The sequence below is a fragment of the Methanobrevibacter sp. genome (genome assembly GCF_017409525.1).
GTDB lineage: Archaea > Methanobacteriota > Methanobacteria > Methanobacteriales > Methanobacteriaceae > Methanocatella.
Genome location: NZ_JAFQSO010000013.1, coordinates 15,659 through 33,819, shown reverse-complemented (window position 1 = coordinate 33,819; position 18,161 = coordinate 15,659). Strand labels below are relative to the sequence as shown.

Genomic DNA, 18,161 nt, shown 5'->3' with positions numbered 1-18,161 from the left:
GGATTAAATGACTGAAAACCGATTTATATTTAATTCGTTTGTAATCGAACATATGTTAGGAGATAAAGAGTTAAAACTTTATGAAATTGACAATAATCCCAGTGATGATTTAGATGAGTCTAATTTATTTTATGTCTATTCTACATCTGATGAGAATATTAAATCAATTGTTAATAAATTGAACGAATTAACAGAGGAGATTGGGCAGTTAAAACAAGATGCATTGTATTGGGGGCAAAATGCCGAAGCACGAAGAAAGGAAATTGATAGATTACGAAAGGATAATGATATTCTAAAAAAACAAAGAGATTATCTTTTTGAGGTTATTGATTCAGTTCTTCCTCATAGTGGTAGTACAACTGCTTATAATAGAATGAAGAATATAGGTGATGTGGAATGACTGAATTTTGTTTGAATTATAGAATAAATATGTTTAATCCAGTATTTTTATCAGAAACAACAAGTTTACTTATATTTATTAATGAGGTAGGGGATTTCTTAACTTGCCATTTAGATTATTTCGGATTACTTTGGAGATTAGTAGGATTAGTAAAAGAGTTAGGTGGTGATGAGGAATGAGTGAAAAATGTTGTGTTTGTGGAGGGAAATCAAATCTTGAAAAGCACCATATTCTTCATACAAACAAGTATGATGAATTACATAGTAGCACAGAAAATCTGATTACAATATGTAACACTTGCCATCACAATTATCATCAGAAATATCATTACAATATAAGTTTCAAAACTTTATTGGAGTTTACTGTGGATTACTGGAAAAATTATTGTCCGAAATTGAAAAAGGAGAATGGGAAATTACATAACCAGATTCGTAATTTGAGGACAACAATTAGAAAATTGACAGGTGATGTGGAATGACTTATTCACTTTTAGATGGAAAATGTGCTGTTTTTAATTGGAGTAATGGTGAAACATTAGACAGAAAAGGCATTCTCAATGAACTGAATAAAAAAGAAGAACAATTATGTAGTATATATTGTTGGATTGATGATAAAATTGATGAATTAGAGGACAAATATGAATTTGGGCAGAAACATGGTTTTTGTGAAATGCACAATATCAGATTTGCTATTAATGTGTTACAAGAATTACAAAATGAGATAAAAGGTGATTGGAATGACTAAATGTGAAGTATGGGAGCAAGAACCTACAAAGAAAACAACAGTAAGCGATGTTATAAGTATTGTGAAAACAGAAGAGCAGACTGATAGTGTTCAATTGAAAAAAGAAGCACAATTGAATATCTGTGAGCGAAAATTGTTGGATATGGAAGAGGACAGAGATTATTATAAAACTAAATCTGCAAGTCTTGAAGAGGGCTACATTAAACTACAAAAAGAGAATGAACAGTTAAAATCAATTTGCCAAGACCATCGTGACCATGCAATTGATTTTAAAGCAGATTGTGTAAGACTGGAAAAAGAGAATGAGCAGTTAAAAAAACAAAAAGCAAGATACAAACGATTAAGTGAAATCAGGAATGAAGAAATCAATAATCGAATACTTACAATTAAAGAATTTATAGATAACTGTTCAAATGAAGAAGTTAAAAAAGCATTAGAGGATTTATTTTATTCAGAAGTAAATGAATATGATTTATCTAAAAAATATAGAAAATTACATGAAGAAAATGAAGATTTAAAAGAAGATAATGCAATATTAAAACAAGCATTAACAAGACTTGTTGAAGCATTTAATGACCATATTTCAGATAAAAGTCCAGTAAGGGATTTGATAAAATGACTAAAAGATATACTCAAAAAGAAGATGACTGGGAAATACTAGACAATGGAAAACACTTAGCATACGCCCATTCAGCAGGACAAGCAGAAATAATCATTGAAACACTAAACAATAAAGAAGATAAAATCAAAAAACTAGAAGAACGCATCAACAGACAAGCCGAACTGTTGGAAAAACAACAAGAACAAATCGACAACTACATAGACATCAAAGCAAAACTAAATGGTAAAATATGTGAATATGAAACCAAATCAGAAGAATATGAAATATGCGCATGTGGTTGTGGAAGCAAACATAACTATCTTAAAAAACTAGCATTAGAAGAATTCAAAGAAGAAATATTCAAAAAGGACGTGAAAGAATGAGCAAACTAAAAATCATGTTAAGCAGACCAATGAAAGGAAAAACAAAAACTGAAATCGACAAAGACACTAATGAAATGGCAAACCTAATATTCGACTATTACGGAGAAGCAACCTATGACATAATGTCATCAATCGTTGAAGATCATACAGAAAAATCAGAACTAGAATGTTTTAGTGAATCAATATTCTTTATGAGCCAAGCAGACATGTTAGCTATGGGTCATGGTTGGGAGAATAGTAGGGGCTGCAAATTAGAACATGAAATCGCAAAAGCATACAATGTTCCAATCATATATCTTGACGATATCAAAAAGGAGTTATGTGAATGATTAACCAACCTTTGTGGATGGATTGCAAATATTACGAGTATGTAACATGGGGAATAGGTGCCTGTACATTACATCAGGAAGCATGCCGAATGAGTAAATGCCCCGAACAAGATATCAAAAAAAAGAGTTGATAGGATGAAGTCATGTGAATCATGTGAACACGTAAAAAGCTCAGATACGGGTTTATGGTGTAGTGAAGGATTCGACGTATATTTATACGAAAATGACTGCCCATATTTCGAAGAACAAAAAATAAAACTAAGTACTGTAGAAATGAGATTGCTGCATAATATAAAATGAGGGTTATAAAAATGAAATATCCAGTATTCATGACTAAACTTGTATGTACCGATGCACTACTTGATGGGCATAATAAAGAAGACATTACAGTAGAATGCGATAAATTAAAAGGTACTGAAATACCTGTATTAGAATTTAAAGACAAAAACGGCCGTGTAATTGATTGCATAATATTAAGATAGGAGTTAGGAGTAATATGTCTGAAAATATATTTTTATCTGAAAGAAGATGGGGTAAAACATTAATGCAGGAACAACAATGGGCAAACTTAAAATGTAATGATTGCGGAGGAAAATTAGAATTAGAAAAAGACAATGAATTTGAAAGCGTGAAAGTATGTCAAGACTGTGGAAGCAGATCAATACTAATCAAAAAAATCAGAAAATTAAAAGGAGAGTTAAGAAAAAATGAAAATTAGAGTTTCAAAGTACTACCCGCATTCCGCTTGGGGAAAACATGGAATAAGATGCATCGCAAGATTAGATGGGGGTAATCCAGTAACCATAATGAATGATAAATATGCTACAGATGTGGTCGTTGGGAAAGCATTAAATTTATTTGACATAATTGAATTATTCAAAAAACACATACCAAAACATGAAGATTGGTATATAGCATATAAAAGTGGATTTGATTTCAATGAAGATTTAAGGAACAGGGACATTAGAAAATATACCAAAGCAATGGTTTATTATATACTAATGAGATTAGCAACCCATAATGTTTTCAAATGTTTTTCACATAAAGATATTTTTGTTAATAGTTGGGATGGAGAAGTAATGTCCTATTTTAGACCATATAAAACAATCCATATCTGCAATGATTCTTGGCAATGTGATTAAGGACGTGATTTTAAATGGGAAACTTATTAGAAAATCCTGTATTTAAACATAAAAAAATATTAGAAAAAGCAGCTATAACAGATAAGGAATTATATGAGTTAAAAGCTAAAAAATTCGTTCTTGAAATATTCAGATTCAAAGGACAATCAGAAATACTAAAACCAAAAATTGAAATCAAAAAAGATTACTGTATGCCAGAATGGATCACATGTGAACATCGAATGAGAAGACATGAAGAAGGTTTAGGTGTTCAAAGCTATTGCCTACACCCATTCAATCCAATGCATTCTAAATATGGATTATGGTTACCCATATGTGCTAAAAATGAATGTGAATTAAATAAAATAGAGGAATGATTAATTATGCCGTTATACTGTTATATGATAACTTATTATGAGTGGGAAGATAGTCAATTCTGTCCAATATTTCATGATAAAAAATTCACTAAAGAAGAATTTGATAAATTATGTAAAGAAGCATATGAACAATTAAAACATGAAGACTCATTAGGTCACTATTATGCATATGCTATTGAAATTGCAAATTATTTAGTTGAAAACTATGGTTTTAAATTATTAAATGAAAAACTAATAGTATTCAATACCAATAATGTTAAAACCGGAACTCGCAGAGATGGTGAGGAGGGTAACTGGTTTTAATTCATTTTCTATTTTTTTTGTTACAATAGTATCAAACCACCACCATAATTATTAACATGACTAGTAAAATAATAATCAAAAATACTTCTTACGCTGACAGCAGAACAGCCCCTAATGATATAACCAAAGAAAAACTATACGAAGCAACAGTCGAACACATATCTGATGTTCAAAAAGCAATGGACTACTTCGGCAAAAAACTCCACGAAGCCGGATTAAAACATGACTTCACAAAAATGTCCTACTTTGATGAATATGCTGAAGATGTTCTAAGCGAACACACCGATGAAGACTTCAAAAAAAGACCATGGTATCAAAGACACATCTACGAAGAAAGACATCACTTAAACGCAGATTGCCCATTAGACGTAACATTAATCGACATTTTTGAAATGATATCAGATTGTGTAATGGCGGGCAAAGGAAGATTTGGAAGAGTAACACCTGAATACTTGAATTTAAGCGACCCATCTATTCTTATTAGAGCTTATTATAATACTGTGAAATTACTGGATGATATCGTTGAAGTGTCAAATGCAGAAGATTTAAAGGAGGAACAATAATGAATGGTATCACCGACGATTCAATAATGCAATTAATCGAAACTAAAATCCATGATTATGAAAAGACACTTCACGATATAATGAATACAGCAGAACCTGATAGGAAGTTAGTGATGAGATATCGTAATTACTTGCAATGTTTAATGGAACTGGAAAATGGATTGTTCCTACGAAACCATACAATCTTCGACACGTTAATTATGAATCATAAAAAACATGATACTCAATTCATTTTTATGAATAACTCTACTTATACTGTTAAGAAAGACGATGTATGTTCATTTAAGGATAATTGGATTTTGATTTATGATAAGGATGAATTTGAGAAGGATAAGACTTGTAATCCTCCAGTGGCTAAAGGTATTAATTTAGATAATGTTAAACTAGTAGAAACAGTATTGAATTGATTAAAATGAGAACTATTCCTGGAACTGAAAATATCTCACGACATAAAGAAGGATTCCAATTAGAAAAAACAATCAACGGTAAAAAGAAATACTTTGGATATGCTAGAACATTAATCGAAGCATTTTGTATGAGAGACATATTAGATGAAACTAATTGGGAGAGATCAATAAGTAAATTAAATTCTCATCGTTACATTCACAAAACAAAGAATGGAACATATATGATAACTCGTAAAATAAAAGGTAAAACAAGATATTATGGCCATTTTCTTAATTTAAAAGATGCTATTAATCATCGCGATTTATTGGACAAAAAAGGATGGAGCAGCAATTACAAATATTGTAGAAATCCAAATGCAGGCATTCATTTAAACAAACATGGAAGTTACGAAGTGTTTCATTACTGCAATGGAAAGAACGAATATTTTGGATGTTATAAAACATTAGAAGAAGCGAAAGCTGTTAAAGAATTATGTATTAAGTATAATGGGGATTGGGAATTAATGGTTGATTGTGTAGACTTCGATGAATATTCTTTTATGGATGGAATAAAACTCCAAGGAACTTTTGAAAAAAACAATGCGAGGAATGATTATTTTATAGCTAAAAATAGTGGGATATTATGAAAAGACCAACAAAGACTTTATGTAAATATTGTGATAAATGTGAGGATTTTGAATATATCAGATTCGATCGTAATGGAAATTTACAATGCTTTCAATACTGTAAAGGTGGAGCAGGGGAAGTCAAATTAAGCGAATGGTACATCCAAAAAGATGGTTATGCTTATTCTACAGGATTAATAAATGGGCATAAGATTTTTTATCATACTCTATTCAAAAAAGATGAAAACATGATAATAGATCACATAAATGGGGACCGGACGGATAATCGCTTGAGAATGTTAAGAGAGATAAGTCCAAGTGAGAATAGTCAAAATAATATTTTATGGAAACATAAGAGAGTTACCTCCAAGTTCCCAGGAGTTTATTGGAATCGACATGAAGAATGCTGGATGTGTGTTGCAAGAAAACATAAACGTAATCATCCTGAACACCAGCAAATATCAAAACAAGGATTTAAAACAGAATATGAAGCATTTGATTATTATCTCAAATTGTTAAAAGAATTGGGTAGGGAAGTCAATACTGAAACAGAATCTTTTAAAGATTATCTGAAATGGAAAGGTGAACAACAACAAGTAACATTGGATGTGTTTTAAATGGAAGATTTAGAAGTTATTATTGAAAATATTTTAAAGAAACAAAGTGAACCAATTGCAAATCAATTAGGCAATTTGGGATGGTTAATGAGTGAATTTGATATGCCTCACCGAAGACTCCCTGAAGTTAGTGTAGGATATGGATTCATTTACAAAAATGAAAAATTAAACTTGAAAATTAGTCTTGAATGTTTAGCAGATGATATTGATGAAGACATTATGTAAACATTGTATCAAATGTGAATTCTACACTTATGAAAGATATAATAAATTAGGAAATAAAGTAGAATTCCAATACTGTAATGGTAATAAGTTCTTTGTTGAAAATAACAATTGGTGGATACATCAAAGAGGATATGCAGTAACCAGCCAATACATTTACGGTAGACAAAGATACTTGCACACATTATTTAAAAAAGATGCAAAGAAAGTAATCGACCACATAAACGGAATCCGTAACGATAACCGATTATGTAACCTAAGACAAGTAACTCAAACAGTCAATTGTCAAAACAGACATGATGAAAGATCAAGTGAATATCCTGGGGTGTTCTATAATAAGAAAACTAAGAAATGGGTATGTGTTATGTCTAAAGGACATAAGGACACATATTTACAAAAACATATTGGAACATTCAACACTGAAGAAGAAGCATATCATGCTTATGTTTTAGCATTACATAAAGATAATCGGGAGATTGATGTTGAAAGTAAACATCATCGTAAATATCTAAAATGGTTGGAAAATAAAGAACAAGCCACTTTGATTTAATAATCTTGTCATATGGCAAGTATATGGTTTAAACCCATAGCTTGACTAACGTTATAAATTCAGAAAACATGAATTGAATTCGATGTTTCAATTTGAAGGTAGTAACTATTAGTTATTACCTTTTCATATGGTAATTAAAACAATTACATGTTTAATTGCCTCTAATAAAAACAGGGAGGGTAAACACGCTTAGCGTATTCATCTCCCAGTGAATATCATATCTAAATCAGGACTTAATGTTCTGATTTATTAGATGGAAATCTTATGTTTTAATTCATTAGATTTCAGTAAGCAGTAATCATTGATTGATTGAATGTCCCACTGCAATTCTGGGCAATACTGCAATTAATGGGGAGAGGTGATTGATCTCCCTATAATCTTATGGAAGATATGCAGTTTAATCCTGTTATTTTCCAAAATCCAATTGCTATGAAAAATCCCACACTTGATGGATTGTTGGTTAGACCGACGGCCATCCTTTTGTGGTTGTTGTCTAAGGACAACAAAAGTCCACTTGTCGTCGAATTAGAAGTCCCGAACTAATTCCAAAAGTGGCAACACAGGTTACTATTGTTTGTCAGAACAAGGGTAACACTAGAATAAAGTCTATAAAAAAGGGCTTTTTGAGAGAGAGGTCTCCTGAGGGAGATAAAAAATCCATTCGCCCTTGAAAACAATTTTTGTTTTCCAAGAATGGTAAAGCAATAAATGCATTGGAGGTGAGAGACCCAATGCATATTACTTATTGCTTTTTTAATAAAAAATTTTTGTTGAAATGATTATTTATGACAGTTAAAGGATTTTCAGAAAGAATATTATTATTCAAGCGAATGAATGGTTACACAGCATATATCCGAAAAGGAGTAACATATTCAATGTATAAAGCAATGGCAACTGTAACTAATGATAATAAAGTTGAAGCAATTGGATTATTCACTTATAGTAGTTACAAACCATTGAAAAGTTTTGACCCTATTGAAAAAAGAATAATTGGAAAAAAGAAATATGATAAAGGAAATCCTGATGATTTATATTATGTTTATTATATTAGTCAACCTTTAAATTTAGATGAACCCCTGCTATTAACTAAACCTGTTCGGGGCATGAGATACGCATCAAAGAGTGAAACTTATGATATTAAAAAAGAAATCATCAAAGCATTAGCAAAACTTCATAATATTAGTTATGAGGATGTATTCTGGAATTGGGGAGAATATGTCGAGTTATATAGTGAAAGCATACAGTTAGATTTTCAAGATGTATTATTTGATCTTGAAAAGAGTGGTGAATTGTATGAGCATTGGAAACGTAAATCTGAGAAAGTTAAATCAGATTATAAACCAATTGGAGATAGTGGCCAAACTAAATTATGGTGAAATTGAAGATAAATATCATAGGGGATTATAATAAACCTCAAACAGTTCAAACCAAACTATTTTAAAAGTTATTTTTTAATTTTATATTTTTCATGGTAGGATGGTGGAGAGATGGTCAAACACGATAGGTTTAGGGCCTATTGCTTTAGTAGCTTCGCAGGTTCAAGTCCTGCTCCTACCATTATTTTTCACTATAAAATATTATACTCCTTACCAGCCAAAAAAACATTAATCACAATAGTAAACTCCTGATTAGCCACTTCAACCTCATCCGAGTTATAAATCATTACATTATGCATAGCAGACTTATAAATATTCTTTAACTTATTCGGATTCGTTTTAATATAAGTCTCATGAACATAATTCTTAGACCGACCCTGCAACTCATCAATATATTCTGCTGCCAAACCAATATTACTGGCATGAAACTTCCTTAATGTATGGGCACGGAAGAAACGATATTTACCTTTGAAACCCCAACCCATGCGGTCATTAATTTCCTGAAACTTATTCAATAATTTCGCAGCGGTAAAATCAAACAACTTATCATCTAATTTTAAATCCTTACGAGTCATCAAATATTTCACAATATACCTAGTCGCCTCCGGTGAACAGAAAGTATAATAATACTTATCCGTCTTAATCCTTTTCAAATAGAAAGTTGGAATCACATTCCTTTTATGAGACAAAGTCTCCAGAACATGCTCTAATGATCCACCATTATGATACTGAGCAGTTCCTTGAACAAACTGATCTACCTTAAGACTCAAAGTCTCGGCCTTGGCAGTTCCCGAACTCGACATGAAAAGTATAACCGCCTTCAAATCAACAGGCACACTATCACAAGCTTTACGAATATGCTCCTTAGTAGGCAAATCCAAATAATTAGTCTCATACAACTTATTATACTTCGCATCAGGCAAATGCGGAATCTCAATATCAAAATGAATATAAAAAGTCTTAACCTTAGTAAAATAAGTCTTCACAGTATTAGGAGAACAATTACCCTTCAACAAATAACTACGATAATTCAACAAACGTTTCTTAATCCTTCTATCCTTCAAAGGCACCCTCTCCAATTCATCAGATTTGGCTTCCTCCATCAAATCTTCCAAACTTTTTTTATGGAACTTCAAATAATGCTTCAAGGCAGATTCATAACCATTTGCAGTACTCTCACGAATATTTCGTTCACGACAAAACTTCTTGAAAAATCTATTATCTAACATAACTATTACATTTGTTACAAAAGTATCAAATCAGTTATAGATATAAAAATCATGAATTCAGCTAACGAAAACTTAAGGATTATACGGAACCAAAAAGCCACCATAACAAACGCATACGAGGAAGCTAAAGAAAAATTAGAAAACAAATATGCAGCGGACATGGCCATATTGAATGAAGAAGAAAAAGAATGGTTAGAACAATTCGAAGATGTTCCTATAGATGATATCTACAAAGATGAAAAGGAAGTGAAAGAATGACTACCACCAATAAGACTTGGCATAAGATCATAAAAAGACATCATGATTATCGTAGTAAAATGCTTGAATTAAATTTAAAAATTGAGGAAGCAATGAAAGAATACTTGGAAACTGTAGGCGGAAATGATGATTTCACTATAAGATTTGAAGATTCCGGAGTCATTCAATTAGATTGCAACGGGGACTTATTTAACCTTGAACAGATAGGTGGATTTTGTGATGTGTTTAATTTAACTTTAGTAATTAATAATCGCACAATCGTTGAAAATCATTTAGAGGATAATACGCAAATCCGCACTAAATATTTATTCACTACTCATAATATGAAAGAAAAAGAATAAAAAAAGGGGATATTTTGGAGCAGACAGTATTATATCATTTAATCCAAGAAGCACGTGCAGAGAATAAGGCTGTTCAATTATTGCCAAATGTGGATAATTTCAATGCTCAATTAATTATCGAACCTGACCATGAAGTGAAGAATGAGGAATTCAACATCATCAAGAGTGATGGTTGTTTAATTGATTTAAGTTTTATTGTAGGTGCAGTAATCGTTCCAAATAGGGAAGAAAGATTAAGAAAAGAACATGAAATGTGGGACAGGATTCACAAAGAAGTTTATAAAACCAGTCCTAAGTCAATGAGGAAGATATAATGACTTTTAAAGCAACATTAACTAATAATAATATATTCAAAACAGCATTTGAATCAATTGCAAAGATAATAGATGAAGTAACCTTAACCGCAGATAATGAAGGCATAAGATTAAGAGCATTAGACAGATCACATATCACATTCGTAAGTATGGATTTGGATGTTGATCTCTTTGATGAATACCAATGTGACGTGCCTGAAAAGATAAGTATTGATGCAACTGAATTTTTACAAATATTAAAACATGGAAAAACCAATGATATTCTGCGACTTAGTGTAGATGAGAATAATCTTATTATAATATTTGATGGTGATGCTACAAGGAAATTCAATATCCGATTCATAGATGATGAATATGAAACCGCAGTACCTCCACAGATTGACCATCCAATCAATATAAAGATGCCTTCAGACTTACTGAAAGATGCATTAAATGACATGCAATTATTCAGTGATAAAATATTATTCACAATAGACCAGGACTATTTCAAAATACATACCCAAGGAACATTCGGAGACGGTGAAGTCAAATACATCCATGGTGAAAATATCCAAGAAACATGCCAAGCAATGTTCAACACCGAAAAGGTATCTGATATAATGAGAGCAAGCAAATTCAGCAAAGAAGTCACAGTATCCCTTGGAAATGACATGCCATTAAAAATAACATTCGAACTAATAACCGGCGACGGAAGATTAACATATCTTCTTGCACCAAGATTAGAAGAAACAGATTAATCATGTTAACCATTTTAATGAACTATATATTTGTATTAGCAATTGGAATCTTCACAGGCATATTAATTGCCTCTGAAGTATTCCAAAAACAATTAGACAAGGTGTTGCGAGAATGGGATTCACAGTAACAATCGATGACCGTGAAAAACAATCACGTATCGAAAAAGCTACAGAATACTTCGAAGAACAAGGAGACACAGTCAGAATAAAACACCTTGACATCGGAGATTACATCATCAACAAACATTGCGTCTTTGAATATAAACGATTAGATGACTTTGTAAAATCCGTTAAAAATCGCAGAGTATTCAATCAAGCAGTAAACCAATCTGTGAACTTCAAATACCATTTCGTAGTAGTCGTATCTACAGACCGCCAAAGAAGAGCATACTTCAACAAATTAGTACATAGCGGATGGAAACAAGGATACTTCGATGAAGACCAATACATAGGAGCAATAGCAAGATTAAACACCTATACAACAGTAATCCAAGCCGATTATGAAAAACAAGCATTCATATATATGCGGGCACAGGCCAGAAAATGCCTAGACAATAAACACATAATCAAAAGACTAGAAACAAAAACAGACAACCCTGCATTCAACTGGTTAATGAACATCAAACACATCAGCGACAACACCGCAGAACTATTAGTCGACAACTTCGACTTATTCGATTTAGAAAGCTTATTCGAACTAGATTATAATGACATGCAAAAAGTCAAAGGCATAGGCAATGAAACCGCAAGGATAGTAACAAATTCAATAAAAAGAGGACGAAGATAACTATGATAAAAATAACCACATCTCTATTCGATGCTCCGAATATTGCAAATAAAATCAAGGAAAGCATCGAAAAATTAGAAAATTATGATGATTACGTGTTAAGTCTACAATTAAACTACAGAGACAATAACACCATATTCTATTTGAAAAAAGTAACCCATATCCATTTTGAAAAAGAATGGTTGGAAATCAAACAGGAAAACAACAGTCACGCATTCTTTGATTACAAACATATCTTAGAATATTGTGTAATCAATGCAGAAGACATCATCGATTTAGGGGACATATAAAATGAGAGGATTGAATGGTGATTATTTTGTTGAACCAGTATATGGGACAAATCTCTCAAGAACCGGACCAATATATTTAATAACGAATCATCCTACATCTGAAATGAGAGAAATAGCCCCTGATAGTATAATCTGTTTAACAGAAGAAAATGCCAATGCAATATGTGAATTAATAAATGACCGTAACAATTTCAAACCCGAATATGACACAACAAGGGAAGTGAAAGAAGTAATGGATTGTTTAAACCGTTACGCTGGAAGACTAAATCATGATATTGTAAAAACTGTTGTTGAAGAAGTATATTCAACAAAACGGGAGGATTTACATAATGTTGAATGAAATGTTAAAAGATGAAGAATTAGGCCGTATATTATTCGCTGAAATATTAAATCAGAATGGCTGCGACACGGGTGTTGATACTGTGAGCATGTTTGAAGAATGGATTAAAGAACACCCTGGAGAATCATTAGAAGGAGAAGAATTAGAACAATTAAAACAAAAAACAATCCAGAATAGACATTCAAATCTTGATGAAGATTTAGTTATTTTAAAAGATGTACTTGATAAGGATGATAATATGGAAGACATACCAATGAATATAAAACAACTTGAAGCAACAAAAACACCTAAAAATGAACCAACTGTAAGATTAGCTGAACCGGACTATTATGCTGGCAATGGATTAAGTCCATTGGAAGCATTCAAAAAAGGATTACTATCACGTGAAGAAACAATAGGATTCATCAAAGGAAACATAATCAAATATGTTACAAGAGCGGGGCATAAACATAATGCTTCTGAAGATATGGTTAAAGCAATTGACTACTGCGGTCATTTGAAAAGATTATACGAAGATGAAATGACTACTAACAATAACAACCCCGTAGTCCAAGAATCCAAAAGAATATTCAGAGAAGCACTTGAAACCCAGGATAACATTGAAGATAAGGAGGTTAAAGAATGACTTGGTTATCATTTTATTTAGGTTGCATATGCTTTGGAGCATGCCTAATAGCATTAGTCGTTCATGATTTTATTTATACATTAGTAACAGGGAGAGTGCGTTAATTTGAAAATTGAAATCGAAAGCAATGAACTACTGGAAATACTTACGGGATTAAATCAGGGAATGTTTGATAAAATTAAATATATTGTTGATGCTTATGAAGAACAATGTCAAACAAAGAATGAAGATGATTTAAAATGAAATGCAAACAACCAGTGCAAATACAGGAACACTTATCCGCCGAAACAGATGAAAGAAAACGCACAGTAAAATATCTTTACCCATTCTGCAGATACTACATAGGAACCAATGATAATTGCATATGTCCCTATGATTACTGCTTTATGGATCATAAACTATCATTAAAGGAGGAAAAATAATATGGTAAACATTTGCGGAAAATGCAAACACCGCATAAGAAGCGAAACAACACAAGATGGAGAATTCCACCATTACTGTGAAAAAGCAGATGAACTATACGGAAGAAACCCCGAACCGGAACCCCAACCAGACTCCGCAGAAGAAACACATTTTCTTCCAACATTAAAAGTAAAATTCAATGACCCCGCATGCCAATACTATGAAAAAAGGAGACAATAAACAATGTACGAATTATTAAAATTCAACAAAAAATACTACGCAGATATCATATCTGGAATAAAAACACAGACCATCAGAAAACATAATAAAAAATTCAAAGATGGAGAAATCGTAAAAGCAATCTTCCCCGGAAGTGAAAATGAATGCTTTATCCAAATAACTCACTCCGGTTACAAGCAATTCAAATACTTAAACGATGAAGATGCAAAAAAAGAAGGATACAAATCACTTAAAGAATTAAAATCCGAACTATTAGACATATATCCCACTTTAGATAATCTCACACGAATTTATTATATTCAATTTAAAGTAGTTGATGACATTGCATGAAAAAGTACATTGGTATGTCCGCACATGCTGGGACAGTTACCGTTGTGCGGACAAGAAAGAAATTGAAAGAATAATTAATGAAGTAATAGCAGAAAACCCCGATGAAACAAATTATGTTAAATTAGGAGTAAAAGCTAAAAGAAGATGCATAGGAGAGTTATAGAATGGTATTCCTTGATTCAGTTAAAATAAAAGAATGCATAGACATAGAAAAAATAACAAAAGACACCGTAACACTTAATGTAGATGGAGAAAAATTAATACGCCAAATATACGAAGACCTGAAAATCGAATTAGATGATGAGGGTCCCATCCAAACACTGAGATTCCAAGACGCCCCATTTATTGAAATATACCCAAACGAGATATTCAACGAAGAAGCATGCCACCAATTAGCTATTGAAACAATGCACAGATTAAACAGTCAAATACGAACTCAACTAAACATCAAAGATTAACATGACAATAATAGTAGCCGTAAAAACAGATGAAAAAATAATCATCGGAACCGATAAACGAGTAATCGAAGGAGATACAATAGTCTCCGAAGATTCCTCAAAAATATTAATAAAAGAAATAATAGTTGAATCTTATAAAGAAATAACTCATGAAAAATTCCTAATAGCATTTAGCGGATTATACAGTTTATTTGAATTACTCAAAACATTCAAAGCACCCGTAAAAGACTCCAAAGACACATTCAAAGAATACTTATATAAAACATTCATACCAAAACTAGACCAGCACTTAAGAAGCTATAACTTCATCAAAAGCTATAACTACGGTCAAGAAGGGGTTGAATGGGAACTATTAATCGCATATAAAAACCAATTATTCCTAGTCGAATATAATCTCGGAATAATCGAAATCAACACCCCATACTATGCAACTGGAACACCAAGAGACATAGCATTAGGCAGCCTATACACAGCAATGAAAAAAGACACCCATCCAGTTGAAATATTCCTAGTCCAAAATGCAATAAAAGCCTGTGCAGCACATAACACAACCTGCAATGACCACATGGAAATATACAGTATAAAATCAACAGGGGAAATAAAAGAAATAAACTACACCTGCAACATAAACTAAGAGGTAAAATAATGAGTGACAGAGACATTTACTACCTATTAGACTTATATGAAAACAATTCATCATATGAAAGCAATTATGTAAAAGGAGAAATAAGAAGCACCGAACATAACCGGAAACGAAAAAGAGAAGAAAAAAGGAAAAACAGACACTTAATATTCGATGAACTATTACTCGAAGCAAAGACATTAATATTCACACCCAACCAAAAAAAGCTAATCCGATACTTCATAGATGACTTCAACAATGACTTCCAATATTTCCATCGTCGAGCATCAGAAGAATGCATCATATTAGCATTCATGTTCTTCCTCAAAAAAATCGACACCCCAGAAATAAGATTGGAAAGATACCGCATCACAAAAAAATACGGATTAACAGATCATGTCTTTGAATTAATCATCTGCAGATTAACATTAAAAGTCATGCACCGCATACCAATCATACCAAGACAACATACAAAAGACAACCATGACATGCTAATACGTGAGGGAAAAAGATGATAAAATATAAAGGAATAACATTAACTCCACCATTACTATATATGGATGAGGACATTAAACCCGTCCCTGAAGTATACAGTCTAATAAACACATTAACCGAATATTATAGTCAAACCGGCACAATATATGAGGCTGAATTAACATGTACAAATAACGAATGGCAAGACATACCAGGACTACCAGGATGCCGAAAAAGAAAAGACATCACATTCCATTTAAATGAATTAAAAGAAATAGCTATTAAACCAGATAAAATCATCTTCAAATTACACGAAAACGAATACACTATCAATTATAGTGAAAATTTCTTCTACTCCATAGAATATGAGGAGGCCTACTATGATTAAAATAAGTTTACAGGAAATAAGTACAGAATTGAATGATGGACATGCAGAGGTAACCATAAAAGATAAGGAGAAAAAGTTAACAATCGATTTACCCAGTTTAGGTGAGACCGGAATAAAAGTATATCATGACGGGAGATTATATGAAAAACACTTGGAAAATTTCAATTTAAAGCCAATAATCATAGATGAAATCCGAATAAACATAACCGGTTGGTTCTATATCTTTTACAAATTAATCATTGAAGTGAAAGAAGACCATACATACATTGCAATAATAGATAAATAAATATAAATTAATTTTTAACAACACTATAATACACCTACCCGTATAGGCATATAATCCATGTCATGAGGAACGGCTAACATACTAATATATAGATGAAAACCAAAAAAAATTCTGATTTACATGTGTAAAGAAGAAATCGATGAAGAAATCGAAGAAGTCGAAAATACAGACAAATGCCCTGAATGCAAGACACTAACAATAGTAAGAAGTGAAGACCGCAGCTACGAATACTGTACCAAATGCGGACTAATCACCCGTGCTAGTTACAACTATGCAGCAGGAATCAAATTCGACTTACCCTACGGGTTACTAATCATATAATATATTTATTCTTATCATTTAATTACCTCAAAAAAAAAGAGTTGGAGAGTAAAAATAAAATAAAAATTTTTTTTCGTTTCTAGATACATCATATACTTTGCTTTTTCGAATTTCAATAATAGTATTTTTTTACTGCCACATTTAAATCAGCTATTTACTCTCCCACTCTTAAAATTCAAACTCATTTTTTTTCATGAAAAAAAACTAAACTAAAGTGATTAACCATGGTTGAATCTTTCAAATATAAAAGTAAAATAGCAACAGCAATAGCATTCATAGCTATGATAATAGTAAGTCTCGGAAAAGATGGATTAACACAAATCATACCAGAAGAATATGTTTGGACAATACCAGTCATTGTAGGAATTGCAACATGGATTCTAGCACAAAAAACTGAAGACCATCGTGTCGTTGTAGCTGAACAAAAAGCAATTGAAGATTATAAAAATGAATTCGAAAATGATGTTGATCCAACTATCAATGAAAATGAAATATTAACATATGATGCTGATCCGGTAGTTGGTGATGAAAATGAAAACTGTTAAACCTAATGAAAACATCATCGAAGACATTGACCCAGCCGGAGAATATGAAAAACTAATCTCCAAAGCAGGTGATGAACATGCCAAATCATGAATGCCTGCACGAAGAACAAATACAAGGACAATCCCGTGAAATCGAAAGATTGTCGGAACGTTCAAGATTCAAAGAACAAAGGATAGATGAAGTGAATGACAAAATAGATAAACTAACCGATAAAGTAGATAAACTATCAGATGATGTTAATCAAGTAATAATCCAATCAAAAACAGATGATAAAGAATTAGAACTACGATTAAAAGCAATGGAAACCCAAATTGCTTTACAAGAACAATTAATCGAACAGCAAAAAGAAGAATTTAAAGATTATAAGGAATCTGTTAAAAAACAAGCTGAAGAAAAAGAAAAAGCTAATGAAAAACGGACAAACATCCGACTAGTAATCATAGGCTTAGCCTTCACAGCAATAACAATCATCTCAAATATTTACTTTAACTTAATCAAATAAAAATCCATTTTTTATTATTTTTTTCTAACATTTTTTTCATACTCATTAAATCATGATTTAATGAAAATAAGGG

Annotated in this window: 43 protein-coding genes; 41 read left to right on the top strand and 2 right to left on the bottom strand. The window is 31.8% G+C overall.

Features of this window, described 5'->3' with window-relative positions:
- Nucleotides 1-7: 7 nt before the first annotated feature.
- The 19 genes from IJE64_RS07585 to IJE64_RS07495 all read left to right on the top strand — a co-directional run bounded on the left by IJE64_RS07585 (nt 8) and on the right by IJE64_RS07495 (nt 7,222).
- Entirely contained in the window at nt 8-400 is a 393-nt protein-coding gene (locus IJE64_RS07585) for a hypothetical protein (protein WP_292784286.1), read from the top strand.
- Nucleotides 397-579 (top strand): hypothetical protein, encoded by a 183-nt coding sequence (locus tag IJE64_RS07580; RefSeq protein ID WP_292784283.1) that lies wholly within the window; start codon nt 397-399, stop codon nt 577-579. Before IJE64_RS07585 ends, IJE64_RS07580 begins: the two co-directional genes overlap by 4 nt.
- Complete coding sequence (locus IJE64_RS07575; protein ID WP_292784280.1) at nt 576-878, top strand: HNH endonuclease; 303 nt, start codon at nt 576-578, stop codon at nt 876-878. The genes IJE64_RS07580 and IJE64_RS07575 overlap by 4 nt, the downstream gene beginning before the upstream one ends.
- Nucleotides 875-1,144 carry a hypothetical protein gene (locus IJE64_RS07570; protein WP_292784277.1) on the top strand — a complete coding sequence of 90 codons (270 nt, stop codon included), beginning with the start codon at nt 875-877 and terminating at the stop codon, nt 1,142-1,144. The genes IJE64_RS07575 and IJE64_RS07570 overlap by 4 nt, the downstream gene beginning before the upstream one ends.
- On the top strand, nt 1,137-1,763 hold the full coding sequence (locus IJE64_RS07565; protein WP_292784275.1) for a hypothetical protein: 627 nt from the start codon (nt 1,137-1,139) through the stop codon (nt 1,761-1,763). Before IJE64_RS07570 ends, IJE64_RS07565 begins: the two co-directional genes overlap by 8 nt.
- Entirely contained in the window at nt 1,760-2,128 is a 369-nt protein-coding gene (locus IJE64_RS07560; RefSeq protein ID WP_292784273.1) for a hypothetical protein, read from the top strand. Before IJE64_RS07565 ends, IJE64_RS07560 begins: the two co-directional genes overlap by 4 nt.
- Nucleotides 2,125-2,457 (top strand): DUF4406 domain-containing protein, encoded by a 333-nt coding sequence (locus IJE64_RS07555; protein WP_292784271.1) that lies wholly within the window; start codon nt 2,125-2,127, stop codon nt 2,455-2,457. Before IJE64_RS07560 ends, IJE64_RS07555 begins: the two co-directional genes overlap by 4 nt.
- The gene (locus tag IJE64_RS07550) at nt 2,454-2,588 is read left to right on the top strand and encodes a hypothetical protein (protein WP_292784268.1); all 135 of its coding nucleotides are present in this window, start codon (nt 2,454-2,456) and stop codon (nt 2,586-2,588) included. The genes IJE64_RS07555 and IJE64_RS07550 overlap by 4 nt, the downstream gene beginning before the upstream one ends.
- A gap of 180 nt (nt 2,589-2,768) precedes the next feature.
- The gene (locus tag IJE64_RS07545) at nt 2,769-2,939 is read left to right on the top strand and encodes a hypothetical protein (protein WP_292784265.1); all 171 of its coding nucleotides are present in this window, start codon (nt 2,769-2,771) and stop codon (nt 2,937-2,939) included.
- 14 nt (nt 2,940-2,953) lie between these two features.
- A complete protein-coding gene (locus tag IJE64_RS07540; protein ID WP_292784262.1) occupies nt 2,954-3,175 on the top strand; it encodes a hypothetical protein in 222 nt (73 codons plus the stop codon).
- A complete protein-coding gene (locus tag IJE64_RS07535; protein WP_292784259.1) occupies nt 3,165-3,599 on the top strand; it encodes a hypothetical protein in 435 nt (144 codons plus the stop codon). Before IJE64_RS07540 ends, IJE64_RS07535 begins: the two co-directional genes overlap by 11 nt.
- A 14-nt stretch (nt 3,600-3,613) precedes the next feature.
- On the top strand, nt 3,614-3,955 hold the full coding sequence (locus IJE64_RS07530) for a hypothetical protein (RefSeq protein ID WP_292784256.1): 342 nt from the start codon (nt 3,614-3,616) through the stop codon (nt 3,953-3,955).
- 6 nt (nt 3,956-3,961) lie between these two features.
- Nucleotides 3,962-4,258 (top strand): hypothetical protein, encoded by a 297-nt coding sequence (locus tag IJE64_RS07525; protein WP_292784253.1) that lies wholly within the window; start codon nt 3,962-3,964, stop codon nt 4,256-4,258.
- A gap of 56 nt (nt 4,259-4,314) precedes the next feature.
- A complete protein-coding gene (locus tag IJE64_RS07520; protein ID WP_292784250.1) occupies nt 4,315-4,821 on the top strand; it encodes a DUF5662 family protein in 507 nt (168 codons plus the stop codon).
- A complete protein-coding gene (locus IJE64_RS07515; protein WP_292784247.1) occupies nt 4,821-5,228 on the top strand; it encodes a hypothetical protein in 408 nt (135 codons plus the stop codon). Before IJE64_RS07520 ends, IJE64_RS07515 begins: the two co-directional genes overlap by 1 nt.
- 5 nt (nt 5,229-5,233) lie before the next feature.
- Complete coding sequence (locus tag IJE64_RS07510) at nt 5,234-5,854, top strand: hypothetical protein (RefSeq protein ID WP_292784245.1); 621 nt, start codon at nt 5,234-5,236, stop codon at nt 5,852-5,854.
- On the top strand, nt 5,851-6,450 hold the full coding sequence (locus tag IJE64_RS07505; RefSeq protein WP_292784243.1) for an HNH endonuclease: 600 nt from the start codon (nt 5,851-5,853) through the stop codon (nt 6,448-6,450). Before IJE64_RS07510 ends, IJE64_RS07505 begins: the two co-directional genes overlap by 4 nt.
- The gene (locus IJE64_RS07500) at nt 6,451-6,675 is read left to right on the top strand and encodes a hypothetical protein (protein WP_292784241.1); all 225 of its coding nucleotides are present in this window, start codon (nt 6,451-6,453) and stop codon (nt 6,673-6,675) included.
- On the top strand, nt 6,659-7,222 hold the full coding sequence (locus tag IJE64_RS07495; RefSeq protein ID WP_292784240.1) for an AP2 domain-containing protein: 564 nt from the start codon (nt 6,659-6,661) through the stop codon (nt 7,220-7,222). The genes IJE64_RS07500 and IJE64_RS07495 overlap by 17 nt, the downstream gene beginning before the upstream one ends.
- Before the next feature lie 371 nt (nt 7,223-7,593).
- Here the strand turns inward: IJE64_RS07495 and IJE64_RS07490 are convergent, their stop codons facing one another.
- Entirely contained in the window at nt 7,594-7,728 is a 135-nt protein-coding gene (locus IJE64_RS07490; protein ID WP_292784235.1) for a hypothetical protein, read from the bottom strand.
- A gap of 279 nt (nt 7,729-8,007) precedes the next feature.
- Between IJE64_RS07490 and IJE64_RS07485 the strand changes: the two genes are divergently transcribed.
- Nucleotides 8,008-8,598, top strand: a complete 591-nt coding sequence (locus tag IJE64_RS07485) for a hypothetical protein (RefSeq protein ID WP_292784232.1) — start codon at nt 8,008-8,010, stop codon at nt 8,596-8,598.
- A 191-nt stretch (nt 8,599-8,789) separates the two neighbouring features.
- Here the strand turns inward: IJE64_RS07485 and IJE64_RS07480 are convergent, their stop codons facing one another.
- On the bottom strand, nt 8,790-9,827 hold the full coding sequence (locus IJE64_RS07480) for a phage integrase N-terminal SAM-like domain-containing protein (RefSeq protein WP_292784229.1): 1,038 nt from the start codon (nt 9,825-9,827) through the stop codon (nt 8,790-8,792).
- Between the two features lie 51 nt (nt 9,828-9,878).
- Here IJE64_RS07480 and IJE64_RS07475 point away from each other — a divergent pair, with 51 nt between their 5' ends.
- From IJE64_RS07475 to IJE64_RS07375, 21 genes are all read left to right on the top strand, one after another.
- Complete coding sequence (locus IJE64_RS07475; protein WP_292784226.1) at nt 9,879-10,085, top strand: hypothetical protein; 207 nt, start codon at nt 9,879-9,881, stop codon at nt 10,083-10,085.
- On the top strand, nt 10,082-10,426 hold the full coding sequence (locus IJE64_RS07470) for a hypothetical protein (RefSeq protein ID WP_292784223.1): 345 nt from the start codon (nt 10,082-10,084) through the stop codon (nt 10,424-10,426). Before IJE64_RS07475 ends, IJE64_RS07470 begins: the two co-directional genes overlap by 4 nt.
- 14 nt (nt 10,427-10,440) lie before the next feature.
- Complete coding sequence (locus IJE64_RS07465; RefSeq protein WP_292784221.1) at nt 10,441-10,740, top strand: hypothetical protein; 300 nt, start codon at nt 10,441-10,443, stop codon at nt 10,738-10,740.
- The gene (gene pcn, locus IJE64_RS07460) at nt 10,740-11,477 is read left to right on the top strand and encodes a proliferating cell nuclear antigen (pcna) (RefSeq protein ID WP_292784218.1); all 738 of its coding nucleotides are present in this window, start codon (nt 10,740-10,742) and stop codon (nt 11,475-11,477) included. Before IJE64_RS07465 ends, pcn begins: the two co-directional genes overlap by 1 nt.
- 112 nt (nt 11,478-11,589) lie before the next feature.
- Nucleotides 11,590-12,264, top strand: a complete 675-nt coding sequence (locus tag IJE64_RS07455; RefSeq protein WP_292784215.1) for an ERCC4 domain-containing protein — start codon at nt 11,590-11,592, stop codon at nt 12,262-12,264.
- 2 nt (nt 12,265-12,266) lie between these two features.
- Nucleotides 12,267-12,554, top strand: a complete 288-nt coding sequence (locus IJE64_RS07450; RefSeq protein ID WP_292784211.1) for a hypothetical protein — start codon at nt 12,267-12,269, stop codon at nt 12,552-12,554.
- Between the two features lies 1 nt (nt 12,555).
- Nucleotides 12,556-12,894 (top strand): hypothetical protein, encoded by a 339-nt coding sequence (locus tag IJE64_RS07445; RefSeq protein WP_292784209.1) that lies wholly within the window; start codon nt 12,556-12,558, stop codon nt 12,892-12,894.
- Nucleotides 12,884-13,519, top strand: a complete 636-nt coding sequence (locus IJE64_RS07440) for a DUF3310 domain-containing protein (RefSeq protein ID WP_292784207.1) — start codon at nt 12,884-12,886, stop codon at nt 13,517-13,519. Before IJE64_RS07445 ends, IJE64_RS07440 begins: the two co-directional genes overlap by 11 nt.
- 105 nt (nt 13,520-13,624) lie before the next feature.
- The gene (locus IJE64_RS07435; RefSeq protein ID WP_292784205.1) at nt 13,625-13,762 is read left to right on the top strand and encodes a hypothetical protein; all 138 of its coding nucleotides are present in this window, start codon (nt 13,625-13,627) and stop codon (nt 13,760-13,762) included.
- On the top strand, nt 13,759-13,941 hold the full coding sequence (locus IJE64_RS07430) for a hypothetical protein (RefSeq protein WP_292784200.1): 183 nt from the start codon (nt 13,759-13,761) through the stop codon (nt 13,939-13,941). The genes IJE64_RS07435 and IJE64_RS07430 overlap by 4 nt, the downstream gene beginning before the upstream one ends.
- A 1-nt stretch (nt 13,942) precedes the next feature.
- A complete protein-coding gene (locus IJE64_RS07425) occupies nt 13,943-14,161 on the top strand; it encodes a hypothetical protein (protein WP_292784197.1) in 219 nt (72 codons plus the stop codon).
- Nucleotides 14,162-14,164: 3 nt separating this feature from the next.
- Nucleotides 14,165-14,491: an ASCH domain-containing protein gene (locus IJE64_RS07420; protein ID WP_292784194.1), complete on the top strand. Its 327-nt coding sequence runs from the start codon at nt 14,165-14,167 to the stop codon at nt 14,489-14,491.
- Nucleotides 14,484-14,654 (top strand): hypothetical protein, encoded by a 171-nt coding sequence (locus IJE64_RS07415; protein ID WP_292784191.1) that lies wholly within the window; start codon nt 14,484-14,486, stop codon nt 14,652-14,654. The genes IJE64_RS07420 and IJE64_RS07415 overlap by 8 nt, the downstream gene beginning before the upstream one ends.
- A gap of 1 nt (nt 14,655) precedes the next feature.
- Entirely contained in the window at nt 14,656-14,949 is a 294-nt protein-coding gene (locus tag IJE64_RS07410; RefSeq protein ID WP_292784188.1) for a hypothetical protein, read from the top strand.
- A 1-nt stretch (nt 14,950) separates the two neighbouring features.
- A complete protein-coding gene (locus tag IJE64_RS07405; protein ID WP_292784186.1) occupies nt 14,951-15,583 on the top strand; it encodes a hypothetical protein in 633 nt (210 codons plus the stop codon).
- Nucleotides 15,584-15,594: 11 nt separating this feature from the next.
- The gene (locus tag IJE64_RS07400; RefSeq protein ID WP_292784184.1) at nt 15,595-16,086 is read left to right on the top strand and encodes a hypothetical protein; all 492 of its coding nucleotides are present in this window, start codon (nt 15,595-15,597) and stop codon (nt 16,084-16,086) included.
- Nucleotides 16,083-16,433: a hypothetical protein gene (locus IJE64_RS07395; RefSeq protein WP_292784183.1), complete on the top strand. Its 351-nt coding sequence runs from the start codon at nt 16,083-16,085 to the stop codon at nt 16,431-16,433. Before IJE64_RS07400 ends, IJE64_RS07395 begins: the two co-directional genes overlap by 4 nt.
- Nucleotides 16,426-16,719 carry a hypothetical protein gene (locus IJE64_RS07390; RefSeq protein WP_292784180.1) on the top strand — a complete coding sequence of 98 codons (294 nt, stop codon included), beginning with the start codon at nt 16,426-16,428 and terminating at the stop codon, nt 16,717-16,719. The genes IJE64_RS07395 and IJE64_RS07390 overlap by 8 nt, the downstream gene beginning before the upstream one ends.
- 120 nt (nt 16,720-16,839) lie before the next feature.
- On the top strand, nt 16,840-17,040 hold the full coding sequence (locus tag IJE64_RS07385) for a hypothetical protein (protein ID WP_292784176.1): 201 nt from the start codon (nt 16,840-16,842) through the stop codon (nt 17,038-17,040).
- Nucleotides 17,041-17,264: 224 nt separating this feature from the next.
- Nucleotides 17,265-17,585, top strand: a complete 321-nt coding sequence (locus IJE64_RS07380) for a hypothetical protein (RefSeq protein WP_292784174.1) — start codon at nt 17,265-17,267, stop codon at nt 17,583-17,585.
- A 77-nt stretch (nt 17,586-17,662) separates the two neighbouring features.
- Nucleotides 17,663-18,088 (top strand): hypothetical protein, encoded by a 426-nt coding sequence (locus tag IJE64_RS07375; protein ID WP_292784171.1) that lies wholly within the window; start codon nt 17,663-17,665, stop codon nt 18,086-18,088.
- Nucleotides 18,089-18,161: the final 73 nt, after the last annotated feature.

Coding starts and splice junctions, on each gene's coding strand:
- IJE64_RS07375 (WP_292784171.1), top strand. CDS start 17,663: ATGCCAAATCATGAATGCCTGCACGAAGAACAAATACAAGGACAATCC.
- IJE64_RS07540 (WP_292784262.1), top strand. CDS start 2,954: ATGTCTGAAAATATATTTTTATCTGAAAGAAGATGGGGTAAAACATTA.
- IJE64_RS07395 (WP_292784183.1), top strand. CDS start 16,083: ATGATAAAATATAAAGGAATAACATTAACTCCACCATTACTATATATG.
- IJE64_RS07500 (WP_292784241.1), top strand. CDS start 6,451: ATGGAAGATTTAGAAGTTATTATTGAAAATATTTTAAAGAAACAAAGT.
- IJE64_RS07385 (WP_292784176.1), top strand. CDS start 16,840: ATGTGTAAAGAAGAAATCGATGAAGAAATCGAAGAAGTCGAAAATACA.
- IJE64_RS07555 (WP_292784271.1), top strand. CDS start 2,125: ATGAGCAAACTAAAAATCATGTTAAGCAGACCAATGAAAGGAAAAACA.
- IJE64_RS07455 (WP_292784215.1), top strand. CDS start 11,590: ATGGGATTCACAGTAACAATCGATGACCGTGAAAAACAATCACGTATC.
- IJE64_RS07530 (WP_292784256.1), top strand. CDS start 3,614: ATGGGAAACTTATTAGAAAATCCTGTATTTAAACATAAAAAAATATTA.
- IJE64_RS07570 (WP_292784277.1), top strand. CDS start 875: ATGACTTATTCACTTTTAGATGGAAAATGTGCTGTTTTTAATTGGAGT.
- IJE64_RS07430 (WP_292784200.1), top strand. CDS start 13,759: ATGAAATGCAAACAACCAGTGCAAATACAGGAACACTTATCCGCCGAA.
- IJE64_RS07535 (WP_292784259.1), top strand. CDS start 3,165: ATGAAAATTAGAGTTTCAAAGTACTACCCGCATTCCGCTTGGGGAAAA.
- IJE64_RS07560 (WP_292784273.1), top strand. CDS start 1,760: ATGACTAAAAGATATACTCAAAAAGAAGATGACTGGGAAATACTAGAC.
- IJE64_RS07390 (WP_292784180.1), top strand. CDS start 16,426: ATGATTAAAATAAGTTTACAGGAAATAAGTACAGAATTGAATGATGGA.
- IJE64_RS07565 (WP_292784275.1), top strand. CDS start 1,137: ATGACTAAATGTGAAGTATGGGAGCAAGAACCTACAAAGAAAACAACA.
- IJE64_RS07405 (WP_292784186.1), top strand. CDS start 14,951: ATGACAATAATAGTAGCCGTAAAAACAGATGAAAAAATAATCATCGGA.
- IJE64_RS07525 (WP_292784253.1), top strand. CDS start 3,962: ATGCCGTTATACTGTTATATGATAACTTATTATGAGTGGGAAGATAGT.
- IJE64_RS07470 (WP_292784223.1), top strand. CDS start 10,082: ATGACTACCACCAATAAGACTTGGCATAAGATCATAAAAAGACATCAT.
- IJE64_RS07450 (WP_292784211.1), top strand. CDS start 12,267: ATGATAAAAATAACCACATCTCTATTCGATGCTCCGAATATTGCAAAT.
- IJE64_RS07410 (WP_292784188.1), top strand. CDS start 14,656: ATGGTATTCCTTGATTCAGTTAAAATAAAAGAATGCATAGACATAGAA.
- IJE64_RS07585 (WP_292784286.1), top strand. CDS start 8: ATGACTGAAAACCGATTTATATTTAATTCGTTTGTAATCGAACATATG.
- IJE64_RS07425 (WP_292784197.1), top strand. CDS start 13,943: ATGGTAAACATTTGCGGAAAATGCAAACACCGCATAAGAAGCGAAACA.
- IJE64_RS07520 (WP_292784250.1), top strand. CDS start 4,315: ATGACTAGTAAAATAATAATCAAAAATACTTCTTACGCTGACAGCAGA.
- IJE64_RS07510 (WP_292784245.1), top strand. CDS start 5,234: ATGAGAACTATTCCTGGAACTGAAAATATCTCACGACATAAAGAAGGA.
- IJE64_RS07445 (WP_292784209.1), top strand. CDS start 12,556: ATGAGAGGATTGAATGGTGATTATTTTGTTGAACCAGTATATGGGACA.
- IJE64_RS07545 (WP_292784265.1), top strand. CDS start 2,769: ATGAAATATCCAGTATTCATGACTAAACTTGTATGTACCGATGCACTA.
- pcn (WP_292784218.1), top strand. CDS start 10,740: ATGACTTTTAAAGCAACATTAACTAATAATAATATATTCAAAACAGCA.
- IJE64_RS07575 (WP_292784280.1), top strand. CDS start 576: ATGAGTGAAAAATGTTGTGTTTGTGGAGGGAAATCAAATCTTGAAAAG.
- IJE64_RS07420 (WP_292784194.1), top strand. CDS start 14,165: ATGTACGAATTATTAAAATTCAACAAAAAATACTACGCAGATATCATA.
- IJE64_RS07515 (WP_292784247.1), top strand. CDS start 4,821: ATGAATGGTATCACCGACGATTCAATAATGCAATTAATCGAAACTAAA.
- IJE64_RS07495 (WP_292784240.1), top strand. CDS start 6,659: ATGAAGACATTATGTAAACATTGTATCAAATGTGAATTCTACACTTAT.
- IJE64_RS07485 (WP_292784232.1), top strand. CDS start 8,008: ATGACAGTTAAAGGATTTTCAGAAAGAATATTATTATTCAAGCGAATG.
- IJE64_RS07580 (WP_292784283.1), top strand. CDS start 397: ATGACTGAATTTTGTTTGAATTATAGAATAAATATGTTTAATCCAGTA.
- IJE64_RS07380 (WP_292784174.1), top strand. CDS start 17,265: ATGGTTGAATCTTTCAAATATAAAAGTAAAATAGCAACAGCAATAGCA.
- IJE64_RS07550 (WP_292784268.1), top strand. CDS start 2,454: ATGATTAACCAACCTTTGTGGATGGATTGCAAATATTACGAGTATGTA.
- IJE64_RS07400 (WP_292784184.1), top strand. CDS start 15,595: ATGAGTGACAGAGACATTTACTACCTATTAGACTTATATGAAAACAAT.
- IJE64_RS07505 (WP_292784243.1), top strand. CDS start 5,851: ATGAAAAGACCAACAAAGACTTTATGTAAATATTGTGATAAATGTGAG.
- IJE64_RS07440 (WP_292784207.1), top strand. CDS start 12,884: ATGTTGAATGAAATGTTAAAAGATGAAGAATTAGGCCGTATATTATTC.
- IJE64_RS07475 (WP_292784226.1), top strand. CDS start 9,879: ATGAATTCAGCTAACGAAAACTTAAGGATTATACGGAACCAAAAAGCC.
- IJE64_RS07480 (WP_292784229.1), bottom strand. CDS start 9,827: ATGTTAGATAATAGATTTTTCAAGAAGTTTTGTCGTGAACGAAATATT.